The sequence below is a fragment of the Methylophilus sp. 14 genome (assembly GCF_015354345.1).
In the GTDB taxonomy this organism is placed as follows: Bacteria; Pseudomonadota; Gammaproteobacteria; order Burkholderiales; family Methylophilaceae; genus Methylophilus.
Genome location: NZ_JADKYS010000003.1, coordinates 172,016 through 186,569 on the forward strand (window position 1 = coordinate 172,016; position 14,554 = coordinate 186,569).

Genomic DNA, 14,554 nt, shown 5'->3' on the forward strand with positions numbered 1-14,554 from the left:
TCCTCACCGGCCTGGATGCAAGCAGCACGCACGCTTGAATGTGCAAAGGACGCTTAACTAACTCGAATAAATTCAGTTATAATGTTGAAGGTTTCTATGTATAACTATACGTAAACGATTATTGCAATTTATAGGAGCAATCGCATGGCAAATTTATTAGATCAGTTGAAAGCAATCACAACCATCGTGGCTGACACTGGTGACGTTGAAGCAATCAAAAGTGTTAAACCTGTGGATGCAACCACAAACCCATCTCTGGTATTGAAGGCTAGCCAAATCCCAGAATACGCACCTTTGATTGAAACTGCCATTGCTTATGCAAAAGCACAAGGTGGTTCTAAAGAGCAACAAATTGAAAACGCAGCTGACAAACTGGCTGTGTTGATTGGCGCTGAAATCACTAAAGAGGTTCCAGGCCGTATTTCTACAGAAGTAGATGCACGTCTGTCTTTCAACATCGACGCAATGGTGGCTAAAGGCCGTAAACTGATCGCCTTGTACCAAGAGTCTGGTATCAGCAAAGACCGCGTTCTGATCAAACTGGCTTCTACCTGGGAAGGTATCAAGGCAGGCGAGATTCTGGAAAAAGAAGGCATCCAGTGTAACCTGACATTGTTATTCGGTTTTGGCCAAGCCCGTGCTTGTGCTGAAGCAGGCGTATTCCTGATTTCTCCATTCGTTGGCCGTATTCTGGACTGGTACAAAGCGAAAAACCCAGGGACTGAGTACACACAAGAAACAGACCCAGGTGTGGTTTCTGTACGTGCTATCTATCAATACTACAAAGAACACGGTTACAAAACTGTTGTGATGGGTGCTTCTTTCCGTAACACTGGCGAGCTGATCGCTCTGGCTGGTTGCGACCGTTTGACCGTATCTCCAAACCTGTTGCAAGAGTTGGCAGCGACTGAAGGTACATTGGTTCAAGTACTGAAAGATGGCGGCAAAACTAAAGAAGTACCAGCTAAATTGACAGAAGAGCAGTTCCGTTTTGAGCTGAACCAAGACCCAATGGCGACTGAGAAGTTGGCTGAAGGTATCCGTGGTTTCGTGGCTGACCAAAACAAGCTGGAAGCTGCTTTAGCCGCAAAACTGTAATATCTCTGTGAGATGATAGAAAGAACTGGCAGGACCTGCCAGTTCTTCACTTTTAGTCAGGCACAATTTGGCCTGCAACATTGACTTATTTTGGCTGCCAGCTTACTATGAGCGACCAGCTTGAATTGGTAGTACGCTAGCAATAGCATTTAAATTTTAATTTTTGGAGAAAAACATGGCATTAACACAAATGGCATTAGACTCATTGGATTTCGACGCAACGATCGCTTTGGCAGAAAAAGTTGCTCCACACGTTGACATTCTGGAAATCGGTACACCATGCATCAAGCACAACGGTATCAAATTGCTGGAAACTTTGCGCGCTAAGTTCCCAAACAACAAGATCCTGGTTGACCTGAAAACGATGGATGCAGGCGAGTACGAGTCTGAGCCATTCTACAAAGCCGGTGCTGACATCTGCGTAGTTTTGGGCGTATCCGACATCGGTACAATCAAAGGCGTAATCAAAGCTGCTAACAAATACGGCAAAAAAGCGCAAGTTGACCTGATCAGCGTTGAAGACAAAGTTGCTAAAACTAAAGAAGTTGCTGCTGCTGGTGCTCACATCATCGGTATCCACACTGGTTTGGACCAACAAGCTGCTGGTCAAACTCCTTTTGCTGACTTGGCTGCTGTTGCTGGTTTGAACTTGGGCGTTGAAATCTCTGTTGCTGGTGGTGTTAAAGCCGCTACTGCAGGTCAAGTACGTGACGCTGGCGCGACTATCATCGTTGCTGGTGCTGCTATCTACGGCGCTGCTGACCCAGCTGCTGCTGCTGCAGAAATCACTGCTATCGCTCACGCTTAATTCATTTAAGCATCAATAAGTAATTATTGATCAGCGAGACAAAAAACCCGACCCAGCAATGTGTCGGGTTTTTTATTAAACATTTTGAATACAGGACAAAACATGGATCATCAACAATTTATTCTGGACAACTTAAAGCGTATTCTGGACGTGACTGACAAGTCAAAAGCGGCTGAATTGCTGAAACTGGTTGAAGAGGCTGGTTCAACATTTATCGGTGGCGCAGGTCGTTCACTGTTGGTGTCACGCTTCTTTGCAATGCGCTTGGTACACTCTGGCTACAGCGTTTACATGATCGGTGAAGTAGTGACTCCAGCGATCAAAAAAGGTGATTTGCTGATTCTGGTTTCAGGTTCCGGCGGTACAGCCACCTTGTTGCCATTTGTGAAAAAAGCCAAAGAAGTGGGCGCCAAACTGGTGGTCATTTCCATGAAAAAATCTTCAGCCATGGCTGATGTGGCTGACCTGGTGGTTCAAGTTGGTCAAGACGACAGCTTCCCATTGGTGAAAGGCATGCCTATGGGCGGTCAATTTGAATTGTCTACCCTGGTATTCCTGGAAGGCGCAATTTCTGAATTGATCCACGCCAAAGGCCTGACAGAAGAAGGCATGCGCGCATTGCACGCAAACCTGGAGTAAGTCTAGACAGAATAAGTTTCTCACGAAGCTTTGCTGTTAAAAAAACCGGCCTGGTGGCCGGTTTTTTATTGCGCGAACGCTGCCAGGTCACTGGCGGTGAGCTGTTTCTGGTGTAGTGCACTGGCAATCAATACGCCATCTGCGCCCGCGTGTGCCAATGCCTGTATGTCTGCGCCATGCCTGACCCCGCCAGCGGCATAGATGGCCTGTTGTGGGTGCTGTTTTTTGAGTAAGCTGATTTTCTCAACGTCAGGGCCTTGGTTGGCGCCGACCTTGGGTAGGCTCATCAATATGGTTGGTTGGCTCCATAGGTTTGTTGCTGTTAACAAGCGATCCGGGCCATGAAAGCCATCCTGAAAGAAATCCAGCGACAAAATGCTATGTGCTGCCATTTCACGCATGGCTTGATAGGTCTCCATATCCACCAAGGTTTCACTGGCGATGATTGGCCGGATGCCTGCGTCCAGCCAGGGCTGGAGGCCTTCTGTGCTATTCAGTCCTGCATCTACCCACCATTGCAGTGCCGGAAAATGAGGCATGACCTGTTTGATCAAGGGCAGGTGGTGAGGCATCTCTTGCTGGCCTGTGATTGCATTTAAATCGGCAATATACAGGCAGTCAAAGGCATAAACTTGTAAAATAGCAGTGATGACATCGAGCAGGGCGTGACTATCTGTTAACTGCGATTGAATCGCACGGTAGTGCTGGCGTTGCCCTTGTATGGCTTGCACTACCTGGCCATACATCAAATCGATGACGGGAATAATATGCACAATAAATCTCGCTTGAAAATCTGGGTCTGTGAATATGTCAGCGCTGGTGGCCTGGCCTCCGAACCATTGCCTGCCAGCTTGCTGCAAGAAGGCTTGCTGATGCGTGATGCCTTGCTGGCGGACTTGTCAGCGCTGGGCGTTGATTGTATCACTAGCCACGATAGCCGCGTTGCCGCTCCTATCCATGCCAGTAGCCAGCCATTACACCCCGGTGATGATGCTGACGCGCTCTGGCGCCAGCAATTAGCGTCTGACGACGTGGATGCTTGCTGGGTGATTGCCCCTGAAACAGACGGTGTTTTACATCACATGCAGCAACTGGTGCAAGCGGCAGGTAAAGTGTGGATAGGCTGTGGTGCCGAGGCTATTGCACAAACCAGTGCTAAATCAATCATGGCTGAAGTTTGCCAGCAGGCGGGCATCGCTGTGTTGCCGCATGTGTTTTTAGCGCAAGTCGACACGCTGGAAAAGCTGAGCTGGTACCATGCAGCTGTTACGGATGGCTGGGTGGTTAAGCCCGATGATGGCGCTGGCTGTGAGTTTACTTTTTACTTTAAAAAAATATCTGAAGTTTTTGATTTTAAACTAAAAGTTTCAAATGAAGATCCCCGATTGTTAGGCAAGCTTCTATTGCAGCCTTATGTACCAGGATTGGCATTGAGCATGTCGGTGTTATCTACCCAGGCGCAGGTACACGTGATTGCCGGGCATCAGCAGAAGGTCAATATTCAGCAGGGGTGTTTCCATTTTGATGGCGCAGGGGTCAATGAGGCTGCCGCCTATCTGCCTGCGATGCAAACCCTGGCTGAGCAGATTCATCGTGCCATTCCCGGCCTGCTAGGCTACTGGGGCGCTGATATGATTTTGACTCCTGACAAACAGTTGGTCCTGGTTGAAATTAATCCTCGCCTGACCACGCCTTATATTGCCTTATCGCAATTACTCACAGAAAATCCTGCTGCCATGATTCTGGATGCTATGTTGGAAAATAAATTGAGTGCCGCTCAAGCGCAGGCATCGTGTGTGCTGTCCTTAGCCGCAAAGCGCCATACGGAGTTATTGCCGGTATGAAACGCGCGGTCATCGGTTGGGATATCGGCGGCGCGCATGTGAAAGCGGTGATGCTGGATGCGCAAGGTGAGATTGTGCGTGTATTGCAGCTGGCATGTGCCTTGTGGAAAGGCTTGCCGCTGCTTGAGGATGCGATCAAGCATGTATTGCATGACTGGCACATTGAAGCCGCTGCTTGCGACCATGCAGTCACCATGACTGGTGAGCTGGTTGATTTGTTTGATAACCGTTTGCAGGGCGTGCGCGCGATTGCTGAAACGGTGCAAGGTTATTTGCCACACGCCGAGTTTTACCTGGCCTCAGCGACGCAAGGCGCCAGGTTTACGGAACGTGTGACGGGCCAGGAGGCGTACATCGCCTCGATGAATTGGCATGCCTCGGCGCAGTGCCTGGCGACTAGCATGGCCTGGGACGCCATGTTAGTGGTCGATATTGGCAGCACCACCAGCGATATCACGCTGTGTGACCAGCAGCAGGTGTTGCCCGCGGGCTGGTCTGACGCGGAACGTATGGCGAAACAAGGCTTGTTTTATACAGGTGTGGTGCGTACGCCGCTGATGGCATTGGGGCCATGCATCACTTGGTCAGAAGCAGGGCAGACACAGCCTGAGCCGCGCCATATTGCGGCAGAATATTTTGCCACGACGGCGGATGTCTATCGTGTGCTTGGTGAGTTATCTCCCAGTTATGATTTGGCTGATACTGCCGATGGACAAGGTCGCGCGATGGTGGACAGTATGCGACGCCTGGCACGTATGATCGGGCATGATGTGGAAGATAAAGCGGACGATGTCTGGCAGTCGCTGGCGCTTGCGTTTAAAGCCACGCAACTGGATTATTTACAACAGGCCATACAATCGGCCATCACAAATACAGCGAGTCCAGTCAAGACCCTGGTGGGGCTGGGGGCGGGCAGCTTTCTGGTCGCAGAACTGGCGCAGCGCCTGGGCCTGGCTTATCGACCTGCAACGGCCTGGATGCCAGCAGGCAATGTACAATTGAAACAAGATGCAGAGGTCTGTTTTCCAGCCTATGCGGTGGCGAGGTTATGGCAAGCATGGCATTAATTCAATTTGATTTACCTTATGCAGAAGGCATGCACTGGCTGCGGCAAGTGAGGCATCTGTCATGGCCGATGTTGCTGGAAAGTGGCCGCGTCGAAGCCAGCCAGTCACAGGCGCAAACGACGGTAGATGAAGAAGTCAGCCTTGGCGCACGCTTTGATATTGTGGTGGCTGCGCCGGTGGCCAAAATCATCCATCGCCAGGCCGAGACTGAAGTACATACGAACCAGGGGATAGAAAAGTCGCAGCAAGATCCTTTCCAGGTCATCCAGCAATGGTTAACACCGCATACGGTTGAACGCATCGCTGATATTCCCTTTGCAGGCGGCGCCCTGGGGTATTTTGCCTATGACCTGGGGCGCAGTATCGAAACCATGCCCACACTGGCTGCGGAAGATATGCCACTGCCTGAATTATTGGTGGGTATCTATGATTGGGCGATTATTGTCGATCATCATTTGGGCATCAGCAAGTTGGTCTCGCACGCCCATTTTACCAGCCAGCAGGCCCTGGAAGCCTTGCATCAACAATTATTACAACCGCGCAGTGAGCATCAGGCTGCGTTTGCGGTCACTGGCGAGATTCAGCCGAATATGGATCAAGCCGCCTATGCCAGCGCTTTCCAAAAAGTGAAGGACTATATACGCGCCGGTGATTGTTATCAGATCAATCTCGCACAGCGTTTTGTGGTGGATGTGACAGGCGATGCCTGTACTGCCTACGACCATTTCCGGCAATTGAGTCGCGCGCCATTTATGGCTTACCTGCAAGTTGAGGATGGCGCTGGGGTACCGCTGGCGGTATTGTCGATGTCACCGGAGCGTTTTTTGCAGGTGATTGATCGCAAAGTGGAAACACGGCCGATTAAAGGCACGCGCCCGCGGCATCAGGATGCCGCTGTCGATGCGGAAGCCGCGCAGGAATTAGCGCACAGCATCAAAGACCGTGCCGAAAACCTGATGATTGTGGATTTATTGCGCAATGATATTGGCAAGGTCTGCGAAGTCGGGTCGGTCAAGGTCGATGCCTTGTTTAAATTGCAGCGCTTTACCAATGTACATCATTTGGTGAGTATTGTGCGTGGCTTGCTTGCCCCGGCATACCAAGCGCTGGATTTATTGCGAGGATGCTTTCCCGGCGGCTCGATTACGGGCGCCCCCAAATTGCGTGCGATGGAGATTATTGAAGAACTCGAACCGCACCGGCGCGGCATTTACTGTGGCAGTATTGGCTATATTGGTTTTGATGGTAGTATGGATACCAATATCGCGATAAGAACCGCCGTGATATGTAATGAAAGAATGACCTTTTTTGCCGGCGGCGGCGTGGTAGCTGACTCGGATTGTGCCAGGGAGTATCAGGAAACATTTGATAAAGCCTCGCAGTTTTTCAAGTTGGCAGCACATTTTAAAATGACAAAATAATACTCGGGAACATGCATATGTGGGTGATCAAGCTAGGGGGTAGCGTGACACACTACGACAGCCTGGTGCAATGGTTGCGCCTGGTTGTCCGTTGGGGCGATGGTAAGGTGATTATTGTGCCTGGCGGCGGCTTGTATGCCGATGCCGTTCGCGATTTTCAGCAGATGCGGGCAGCACACCCGGACGGCCATATTAATGACTCGCAGGCCCACGCACTGGCCATCTACGCCATGGATCAAATGGCGCGCAGCCTGGTAGCCATGGTGCCTGAACTTGCACTGGTGCGAAATCCACTCGAAATTGCAGAAAGCGGCTGGCAGCATCGCGGCCTGGTATGGCTGCCCAGCGAAATGGCTTTAAACACCACGTTTGCCAATGAGCATGTGCTGGCCGAAAGTTGGGATGTGACCTCAGATAGTCTGTCTGCATGGCTGGCCTGGCAGCTGGAAGCGCAACATTTACTACTGGTTAAATCAGACGACAGATTGTTAGAGACGCAGGGCAGTCTTGGTTTGCCAGCGTTGCAGGCCATGGGCATTGTGGACCAGGGATTATCAGGCTTGCTAGCCGGGGCTAAATTTCAGACCTATGTGGTGCACCAAAGCGAATATGCGCTGTTTGAGCAGGGCTTTGCGGGCAATGCATTAACGATGAACCTGTTAGCTGACTATTTGTTGCAACATCAGCCATAAACTTGGTTTGACTGGCGGTTGATTCAGCCGGTCAGGACACAGGTGTATCGCTTTTCTCAAAACGGCCAAAGTGCAGCATGATGGTCGGCAAAATCAGCAGGTTAAGGATGGTAGAAGAGATCAGGCCGCCGACAATAATGGTCGCCATTGGCCCTTCAATTTCTCGCCCCGGCTCGCCGCTGCCAATCGCTAGCGGCAACAGCCCCAGCGCGGTCACCAGTGCCGTCATCAGTACGGACGGCAAGCGCTCAGAGGCGCCACGGATGCAGGTATCCAGGTTCCATTCATAGCCTTCTACATCTACCAGGTGCTGAAAATGCGACACCATCATGATGGAGTTGCGCAGTGTGATACCGAACAGGGTCACAAAGCCTACCAGGGTGCCGACCGAAATCCAGCCGCCGGTAAAGAAAGTGGCGACGACACCGCCAATCAGTGCAAAGGGCAGGTTGGCGAAGGTGAGCATCAGGTTACGCAGGCGACCAAAAGCGATATACAGCATCAGGAAAATCGCCACGCCAGCCACCAGCGAGTGAATAATCAGGTCTTGCCGGGATTGTGCATTGGCCTCCGCTTCACCAGAGAATTCCAGGTAGTTGCCGCTGTTTAATTGCAGTTTTTTATGCAAGGTGCTACGGATGTCTTCAAGCAACAAGGCCTGGTCACGACCAGTAATATTCGCTGTGATGGTTTGAATGCGTTTGGCACCCGAGTGCAGAATCTTGGAGCGGCCGCCTTCTTGCGCGACATAGGCCACGTCGGACAGCTTTAGCATTTGGCCTTCGGGGTTAAAAATCGGGATATTACGCATGTCTGCAATGTCATCGCGTGAGGCATCATTGAGCAGCACGCTGACGCCGACAGAGCGGTTGCCCATAAACACGTGATTGACCGGTACGCCTTCATAACAGGCCTTGACCGTGTCTAACACGTCTACCGGTTGCAAGCCCCATAATGCCAGTTTTTCCTGCTTGAGGCGGATCACAATTTCTGGCGTTTCTGGTGGAGATTGCACCATGATATCGCGCACGCCGCGTATGCTCCCAAGCAGGTTGGCGACTTTCTGCGCATCGCGGTCCAGCGCATCCAGATCCTGGCCAAAAATATTAATCACCAAGCCGGACGCATAACCGGAGATGGTTTCCTCAATACGCTCGGTTAAAAAGGTATTGATGGCAAAATTAGCACCAACAAAGCCTAACTCGGCTTTACCATCATCATCGTCATCTTCGGCTTCACCGGCGAGCTCTTCGCGAATGTCATGGTAAATACGTGCCTGTTCTTTGCCGGACACTGTGCCGATTTCGACTTCAAATTCACTGTAATGTGTACCAAAGGTATCTGCTGCATTGGGTGCGCGGCCTATCCATTGCGCCACGCTTTTAACCCCCGGAATCTCCAGCAGCACTTTGGTGACCTGATTGCCCAGCTTGAGTGACTGTACTTCAGAGGTACCTGGCACCGTGGTCATATGCAGGATGTAATGGCCTTCGCGCAGGGCAGGGATAAACTGGCTTCTGAAGAGCGGCAGAATGGCCAGGCCGAGGGTAATGCAAATAAAGCTGGTCATGAGAATCATCTGGTAGCGATGCTCAATGTGATACAACAGTTTGACGTAGCGCTGTTTCAGCCAGCGCAAAACCGGCGAGTCTTCATTTTGTAACGGCGCGTTTGCCAGCAGGGCATAGCCAAGCGCCGGGGTCAGCGTGAGCGCAACCACTAGCGAGGCCAGGATGGCGGAAATATACGCGTATCCCAAGGGGGCAAATAGTTTACCGGCGACGCCCGACAAAGTGAGTAGCGGCAAGAATACCAGAGCCACAATAATAGTGGCATAGACCACCGAGCTACGCACTTCCATCGAGGCGCGGAATACAACCTGCGCTGCGGGCAGCGGTTGCGCCAGTAAGCGGTTTTCGCGCAGGCGGCGGAAAATGTTTTCCGTATCAATAATGGCATCGTCGACCACTTCGCCCAGGGCAATCGCCAGGCCGCCCAACACCATAATGTTGAGTCCAACGCCGTATTGGTAGAGCACGACAATAGCGGTGAGCAATGACAAGGGAATCGCCGTTGCCGAAATCACCGCCGTGCGCACGTTAAACAGGAATGCGAACAGCACCAGCACCACCAGAAACGAGCCGATTAAAATATCCGTGCGCAAACTGTGGATGGCGGTTTCAATAAAGTTGGCCGGACGGAACAAGCCTTCGTGCAGGGTGACTTTTTGCGCAGTCAGGCTGGGTTTGATGTCCGCCAGTTTGCGCTCCAGCAACTTGGTCAGCGCATATACGTTGGCGCCCAACTGGCCTTGCACGGATAAATACACCGCAGGATGGCCATTGATGGCGGCTGCGCTGATAGAAGGCGCAGCACCCTCGGCCACTTCTGCCACATCGCTGATGCGGATAGTGCGGCCTAATTTACGCAAAAGCGTGATATTGGCTAATTGTTGCGGCGTTGTGGTCTGCCCCTGGCTATTGACGATAATGCGCTGGTTGTCGTTTTGAATATAGCCTGCACCACGCACGCCGGTGGCACGGCTGGCCGCATTGACCACATCCTGCACATTCAATTGATATAGCATCAGTTTGCGCGGATCAATCTTGATCTGGAACTGGCGCACTTCGCCGCCATAGACATTAATATCTGCTACACCAGGAATCGCCATCAAATGCGGCGTTAAATGCCAGTCGACCAAGGTACGCAGTTGCATCAGCGATAGTTTGTCCGAGGTGACGCCTATGCCCATGACCGTGCTGGCCGAGGAGGTGAGCGGAGTGATATTGGGCACAATGCCAGGCGGCAATTGGCTGCCCAGCATATTCAGGTGTTCGGCGACGATTTGCCGGTTACGGTAAATGTCTGACTTATCCTGAAAAATCACCGTGATAATCGACAGGCCGGGAATCGACTGCGAGCGCAGGCTTTTAATGCCGATGGCGCCTGAAATCACATTCTCAATCGGCTGCGTGACCAGTTTTTCAACCAGGCTGGCCGAGAGGCCGGGCGATTCGGTTTGGATGACGACCTGGGTTGGGGAAAACTCAGGAAAGACGTTTAAATCGCTTTGGGTGAGGCTGTAAGCACCATAAACAATGACCAGCAGGGCGAGCCCTATCATCACCCCATAAAAACGGATGGCAAACCTCACCAGTGCAGACATCATATTGGCTGCCCTCTGTGATGATTCAGCGTTTGCAGATTAATCCTCATTTTCGTTTTTAATCTGGAACTTGAATTCTTCTGACAGCAATAATTGCGCGCCGCGGGTCACGACTTCGGTGCCTGGCGCGATGCTGTTATCAAACCAACCGTTATCCAGCTCAATATCAGAAGCCACAGGTTTGCGCAAAAAGGTATCTGGTTTGGTTTTAACGTAAATCCAGGCCATGCCGCCGTGCCAGGCAATCGCCTGGTTAGGCACGATGACGCCTTTCATGGTGGCTGACGAGGATTGCGCGGGGACGACGTTGACACGCATGCCCACGCGCAAAAAGTCTGCCGGTGCGCTATAGAAGTAAGTTTTACCAATATTGCTGATATCTGTCTGTATCGACTGCGACACGTAGTCAGCCTTAATCGGCGAGATTTCATCCTGGATGGGCGAAATATACAGACTGGAGTTACCTTCAGGCGCCTTGAAGTTGAGCGGGAAGCTGACCTGGACTAATACCTGCTTTTGCATCAGCAAATCATGCAACGGACCGGGGGCCGGGTGCTGAGTGACCAGCATGGCCAGTGGTTGTCCCCATTGCGCAATAATGGTGTCCGTGAGGGCTTTGAGTTGTGATTGCGTGGTTTTAATCTGGGTCTGGTCGTTAATGACTAATGCCTGTGCTTCCTGCACAGCCTTATCCGAGACGTTTTTATCGTCCTCATTCAGGTGCTTATAGCGTTGGTATTGCAATTGATGGTTAGGCAACACACTTTCAGCCAGTGCCAGTTGTGATTTGAGCAATTGATATTGGCTGTTGTAGTCGACCAGGGTTTGAATCGAAATGACCGAGCCCAACACCTTGATATTGCCGTGATAATCGTATGGCTGTAACGGTTGTACGCTGATACCGCTGTTTTGTTGTGTGGCCAGGTTGAGTTGCACGACTTGCAGGCCGTTTTGTTCCGTTACGCGTACCGGGCCTTCAATTTCTTCTTCGCTATCATCTTGGATGGATTCATATTCATCACGGCCAACAAACACAATGGCCCAAATCAGGATCACAATTAAAATAATCTGGGCCCCGATAATCCAGAGTGCTTTTTTATTCATTTTGCTGGCGCCTCTTGCTGCTGGTTGGCAAAAGTCGTTGCACGCTGCGAGAGTGCAATCGGCTTTTGCATCACATTTTCAATCTCTTGCAATGCGCGCATGACATTGGCCTGTTGCGTAATCAGGCGCTGCTGCGCGCTATAAAACTGGATTTCGGTTTGCAGGTATTCGGTTTTGTCGATCAGGCCTTGATGCCACTGGTTTTCCAACTGCGCTTTGCGGCGAGATTGCTGTTCATATTCGTGCGTCAACGTCACCAGCAGGTTGGCAGAATCACGATACTTGATAAAAGACTGCTCAGACAGCTGGATGACCTGATGTTGCAGGGCGTAAAAACGCACCGCTTCATTTTGTCGTACTTGCTCGGCATGCGCCCATAAGTCAGAAGATTTATTGAGCAGGTTAAGCATGGAGCCTATGCCCAAAGACCAGATTTTGTCGCCATACTCATAAATCATGCCCGGGTTAAGCGATAAGTCGGGGTAACGCTTGGCCATTTCCAGCCTGAGTTGCGATTCGGCCTTGGCATATTGTGCGAGGCCACGCTGGATATCCATACGGTTGGTTAATGCCGTGTTCTGGATGGTGGGCGCATCTGCATACGCTTGTGATTGTGCAAATCTCGCCTTCAATATCTGTGATAACGGAATCGGGGCGATATTCAGAGGCAAGTTGTGCTGTTCGGTCAGGCCAGCATCATGCAGGATTTTTTGCTCGGTTTGCCTGATCTGCAAGGTCAGTTGCTGTAATTGCCATGCGGATTGGTCATGCTGCAGTCGGATAGGTAGCACATCTGATTTGCCTGCCACCCCATAATCAAGCCGCTTCTGGTAGGCAGCGAGTAAGGTCTGTTGGGCTTTTTGCAACCTGCTCAGGCTGCCTTGCATTGCCTGTTGTTCGGCCAGCAGAATCAGGTCTAGGCTAAGTTGCTGGCGCAGGGTCCAGGCAGTTTCCGAGACTAGTATCTTTGCAATATCAGCCTGATATTGAGCAATATCGATATTAATCTGCCGCTTGTTGGCGGTAATCACCGGAATATCGACCTGTAAACCGTAAGACCAGGGATTAATGTCGCCATTGGCGCGGTTGCTGTGTGATAGCTGGCCATTCAGGCCGACTTGGGGGCGCAACCCGGCGCTGGTAATGCCTGCCAGTGCCACGGCATAGTCAGACTTGGCCACTTTAAGGGCAGGGTGGAAATAGAGTGCCGACAGTGTCAGACTATCCAGGTCCCAGGCATCAATGGGCCAAGGTGTTTGCGGTGACTGTATGGCAACAAAGGTTTTAAAGCCATCTGCAGCAGGCGTTGCTTGCTGGATGGTGTCAATATTCTGTTGCTGCGGAATAGGTTTGGCCTGAAAGGCGATGCCGCAGGCTGTTAATAACAGCGGTGAGAGGTAAGCGAGCAGACGCATGGCGCTTGCAGGGCTGGCGTCAAACACCAGCGCCCGGTGTACATTTACTCGACAATGGTCGCGTGGGCGGCATCCAGCGCGTCTTGCAAGAGTTCTTCTGGTAGCTGGTTGATTGTCGTTGCCAGCAAATCGGCTGCCTCGACGGTGCGGATAGGCAGGTCGGCAGTATTAAGTTCTGCGATTAAACCGGCAGCCACGCCAGTAATCTTGAGCAAAATTTCACGCTCGCGCATTAAAAGCTCAAGCTCGGCTCTAAGCATGTTTTCTTCGGCTGAATGCATATCCTGTCCCATCAACAACTTATTCTATGATATTTAATCCAGCATCTTGCAGTTGAACGCCTGGCTTGTCAATGTGAACGCCATAAGTTTGTGGGATAGGCCAGAAATGGGCTATAATAGCGAATTGTCGGTGTTGGCTGGCAAGATGCGAAAGTGGCGGAATTGGTAGACGCACTGGATTTAGGTTCCAGCGCCGCGAGGCGTGAGAGTTCGAGTCTCTCCTTTCGCACCACCTGATATAACCAGGTGGAGTATGAACGAAATAACAGGCTTCCGTTGCAGGAGGCCTTTATTGTTTTTAGCGATGGATAACAAGGGATAGCGAGCCGCTGGATGGCTGGCAGAAAGAGATTACATATGAATATCGTACAAACACCGAATGCACCCGCTGCAATTGGCCCTTATGCACAAGGGGTTGTGGTTGGTAATATCCTGTATACCTCAGGCCAGATTGCATTGCGCCCGGACGGTAGCCTGAACGATGGTGACATTGTGGTGCAAACCCGCCAGGTGCTGGCTAACCTGCAAGCGATTATTGAAGCCGCAGGCGGCAGTTTGCAGCAAGTGGTCAAAACCACTGTGTTTCTTAAAAACCTGGATGACTTTGCGGCGATGAACCAGATTTACGCTGAAGCATTTGTGGCGCACACGCCTGCACGCTCTACTGTGCAAGTGGCCAAGTTGCCACGTGATGTACTGGTAGAAATTGAAGCGATTGTTGCTTTAAATTAATGTGCACAGCTGGCGCTTGAAGTCTGTCTTTCTGGCGTCATATTGATTTTAAACACGGGCTTTTTTGTCAGCTTCTATTGATTCATAGAAGGTAAGTGATACGCTAGCTGCGTAGGCATGGTCTTGAAGTTTATTTCAATTGAGAGTTGTGTTATATTTTTAGGCTCTTTTTTCATGATTTGATCACTATTTAAACGCTTTAGAGTGTGATCAGGTTGTGTTTAAGCAATTATTAAGGCGCACAAGCGTGCGTCTACTTACATAACCCATCGTTTTAAAACGATTTT

At 51.0% G+C, this 14,554-nt stretch carries 13 protein-coding genes and 1 tRNA gene; 9 read left to right on the top strand and 5 right to left on the bottom strand.

Going from position 1 to position 14,554, the window contains the following annotated elements; translation table 11 throughout:
- Positions 1-144 precede the first annotated feature (144 nt).
- From tal to hxlB, 3 genes are all read left to right on the top strand, one after another.
- Positions 145-1,098 (top strand): transaldolase, encoded by a 954-nt coding sequence (gene tal / locus INP78_RS09145; RefSeq protein ID WP_194741901.1) that lies wholly within the window; start codon positions 145-147, stop codon positions 1,096-1,098.
- A 175-nt stretch (positions 1,099-1,273) separates the two neighbouring features.
- Entirely contained in the window at positions 1,274-1,906 is a 633-nt protein-coding gene (gene hxlA / locus INP78_RS09150; protein WP_019882222.1) for a 3-hexulose-6-phosphate synthase, read from the top strand.
- A 102-nt stretch (positions 1,907-2,008) separates the two neighbouring features.
- Positions 2,009-2,545, top strand: a complete 537-nt coding sequence (gene hxlB / locus INP78_RS09155; protein WP_194741902.1) for a 6-phospho-3-hexuloisomerase — start codon at positions 2,009-2,011, stop codon at positions 2,543-2,545.
- Between the two features lie 65 nt (positions 2,546-2,610).
- Here hxlB and INP78_RS09160 read toward each other — a convergent pair whose 3' ends face one another.
- On the bottom strand, positions 2,611-3,318 hold the full coding sequence (locus INP78_RS09160; RefSeq protein ID WP_194741903.1) for a HisA/HisF-related TIM barrel protein: 708 nt from the start codon (positions 3,316-3,318) through the stop codon (positions 2,611-2,613).
- Here INP78_RS09160 and INP78_RS09165 point away from each other — a divergent pair.
- The 4 genes from INP78_RS09165 to INP78_RS09180 are packed head-to-tail and all read left to right on the top strand — an operon-like array spanning position 3,313 to position 7,569.
- Positions 3,313-4,389 carry an ATP-grasp domain-containing protein gene (locus INP78_RS09165; protein WP_194741904.1) on the top strand — a complete coding sequence of 359 codons (1,077 nt, stop codon included), beginning with the start codon at positions 3,313-3,315 and terminating at the stop codon, positions 4,387-4,389. The two genes, INP78_RS09160 and INP78_RS09165, sit on opposite strands and share 6 nt — an antisense overlap.
- Entirely contained in the window at positions 4,386-5,456 is a 1,071-nt protein-coding gene (locus INP78_RS09170) for a hydantoinase/oxoprolinase family protein (protein WP_194741905.1), read from the top strand. The genes INP78_RS09165 and INP78_RS09170 overlap by 4 nt, the downstream gene beginning before the upstream one ends.
- A complete protein-coding gene (gene pabB / locus INP78_RS09175; RefSeq protein WP_194741906.1) occupies positions 5,447-6,877 on the top strand; it encodes an aminodeoxychorismate synthase component I in 1,431 nt (476 codons plus the stop codon). The genes INP78_RS09170 and pabB overlap by 10 nt, the downstream gene beginning before the upstream one ends.
- A 17-nt stretch (positions 6,878-6,894) precedes the next feature.
- Positions 6,895-7,569: a hypothetical protein gene (locus tag INP78_RS09180; RefSeq protein WP_194741907.1), complete on the top strand. Its 675-nt coding sequence runs from the start codon at positions 6,895-6,897 to the stop codon at positions 7,567-7,569.
- Between the two features lie 31 nt (positions 7,570-7,600).
- Here the strand turns inward: INP78_RS09180 and INP78_RS09185 are convergent, their stop codons facing one another.
- From INP78_RS09185 to INP78_RS09200, 4 genes are read right to left on the bottom strand one after another with little or no spacing between them, the layout of a single operon-like run.
- On the bottom strand, positions 7,601-10,738 hold the full coding sequence (locus tag INP78_RS09185) for an efflux RND transporter permease subunit (protein ID WP_194741908.1): 3,138 nt from the start codon (positions 10,736-10,738) through the stop codon (positions 7,601-7,603).
- A 36-nt stretch (positions 10,739-10,774) separates the two neighbouring features.
- On the bottom strand, positions 10,775-11,839 hold the full coding sequence (locus INP78_RS09190; protein ID WP_194741909.1) for a hypothetical protein: 1,065 nt from the start codon (positions 11,837-11,839) through the stop codon (positions 10,775-10,777).
- Positions 11,836-13,254 carry a TolC family protein gene (locus tag INP78_RS09195; RefSeq protein WP_194741910.1) on the bottom strand — a complete coding sequence of 473 codons (1,419 nt, stop codon included), beginning with the start codon at positions 13,252-13,254 and terminating at the stop codon, positions 11,836-11,838. The genes INP78_RS09190 and INP78_RS09195 overlap by 4 nt, the downstream gene beginning before the upstream one ends.
- 44 nt (positions 13,255-13,298) lie before the next feature.
- Complete coding sequence (locus tag INP78_RS09200; protein WP_194741911.1) at positions 13,299-13,535, bottom strand: hypothetical protein; 237 nt, start codon at positions 13,533-13,535, stop codon at positions 13,299-13,301.
- A gap of 147 nt (positions 13,536-13,682) precedes the next feature.
- On the opposite strand from INP78_RS09200, the gene INP78_RS09205 reads away from it, so the two are divergent.
- Positions 13,683-13,767, top strand: a tRNA-Leu gene (locus INP78_RS09205).
- 125 nt (positions 13,768-13,892) lie between these two features.
- Positions 13,893-14,267 (top strand): RidA family protein, encoded by a 375-nt coding sequence (locus INP78_RS09210; protein ID WP_194741912.1) that lies wholly within the window; start codon positions 13,893-13,895, stop codon positions 14,265-14,267.
- The last annotated feature ends 287 nt before the right edge of the window (positions 14,268-14,554 follow it).

Excerpts from the sequence above, each read along its gene's own strand:
- tal (WP_194741901.1), top strand. The coding sequence starts at position 145 with ATGGCAAATTTATTAGATCAGTTGAAAGCAATCACAACCATCGTGGCT.
- hxlA (WP_019882222.1), top strand. The coding sequence starts at position 1,274 with ATGGCATTAACACAAATGGCATTAGACTCATTGGATTTCGACGCAACG.
- hxlB (WP_194741902.1), top strand. The coding sequence starts at position 2,009 with ATGGATCATCAACAATTTATTCTGGACAACTTAAAGCGTATTCTGGAC.
- INP78_RS09165 (WP_194741904.1), top strand. The coding sequence starts at position 3,313 with ATGCACAATAAATCTCGCTTGAAAATCTGGGTCTGTGAATATGTCAGC.
- INP78_RS09170 (WP_194741905.1), top strand. The coding sequence starts at position 4,386 with ATGAAACGCGCGGTCATCGGTTGGGATATCGGCGGCGCGCATGTGAAA.
- pabB (WP_194741906.1), top strand. The coding sequence starts at position 5,447 with ATGGCATTAATTCAATTTGATTTACCTTATGCAGAAGGCATGCACTGG.
- INP78_RS09180 (WP_194741907.1), top strand. The coding sequence starts at position 6,895 with ATGTGGGTGATCAAGCTAGGGGGTAGCGTGACACACTACGACAGCCTG.
- INP78_RS09185 (WP_194741908.1), bottom strand. The coding sequence starts at position 10,738 with ATGATGTCTGCACTGGTGAGGTTTGCCATCCGTTTTTATGGGGTGATG.
- INP78_RS09190 (WP_194741909.1), bottom strand. The coding sequence starts at position 11,839 with ATGAATAAAAAAGCACTCTGGATTATCGGGGCCCAGATTATTTTAATT.
- INP78_RS09195 (WP_194741910.1), bottom strand. The coding sequence starts at position 13,254 with ATGCGTCTGCTCGCTTACCTCTCACCGCTGTTATTAACAGCCTGCGGC.
- INP78_RS09200 (WP_194741911.1), bottom strand. The coding sequence starts at position 13,535 with ATGCATTCAGCCGAAGAAAACATGCTTAGAGCCGAGCTTGAGCTTTTA.
- INP78_RS09210 (WP_194741912.1), top strand. The coding sequence starts at position 13,893 with ATGAATATCGTACAAACACCGAATGCACCCGCTGCAATTGGCCCTTAT.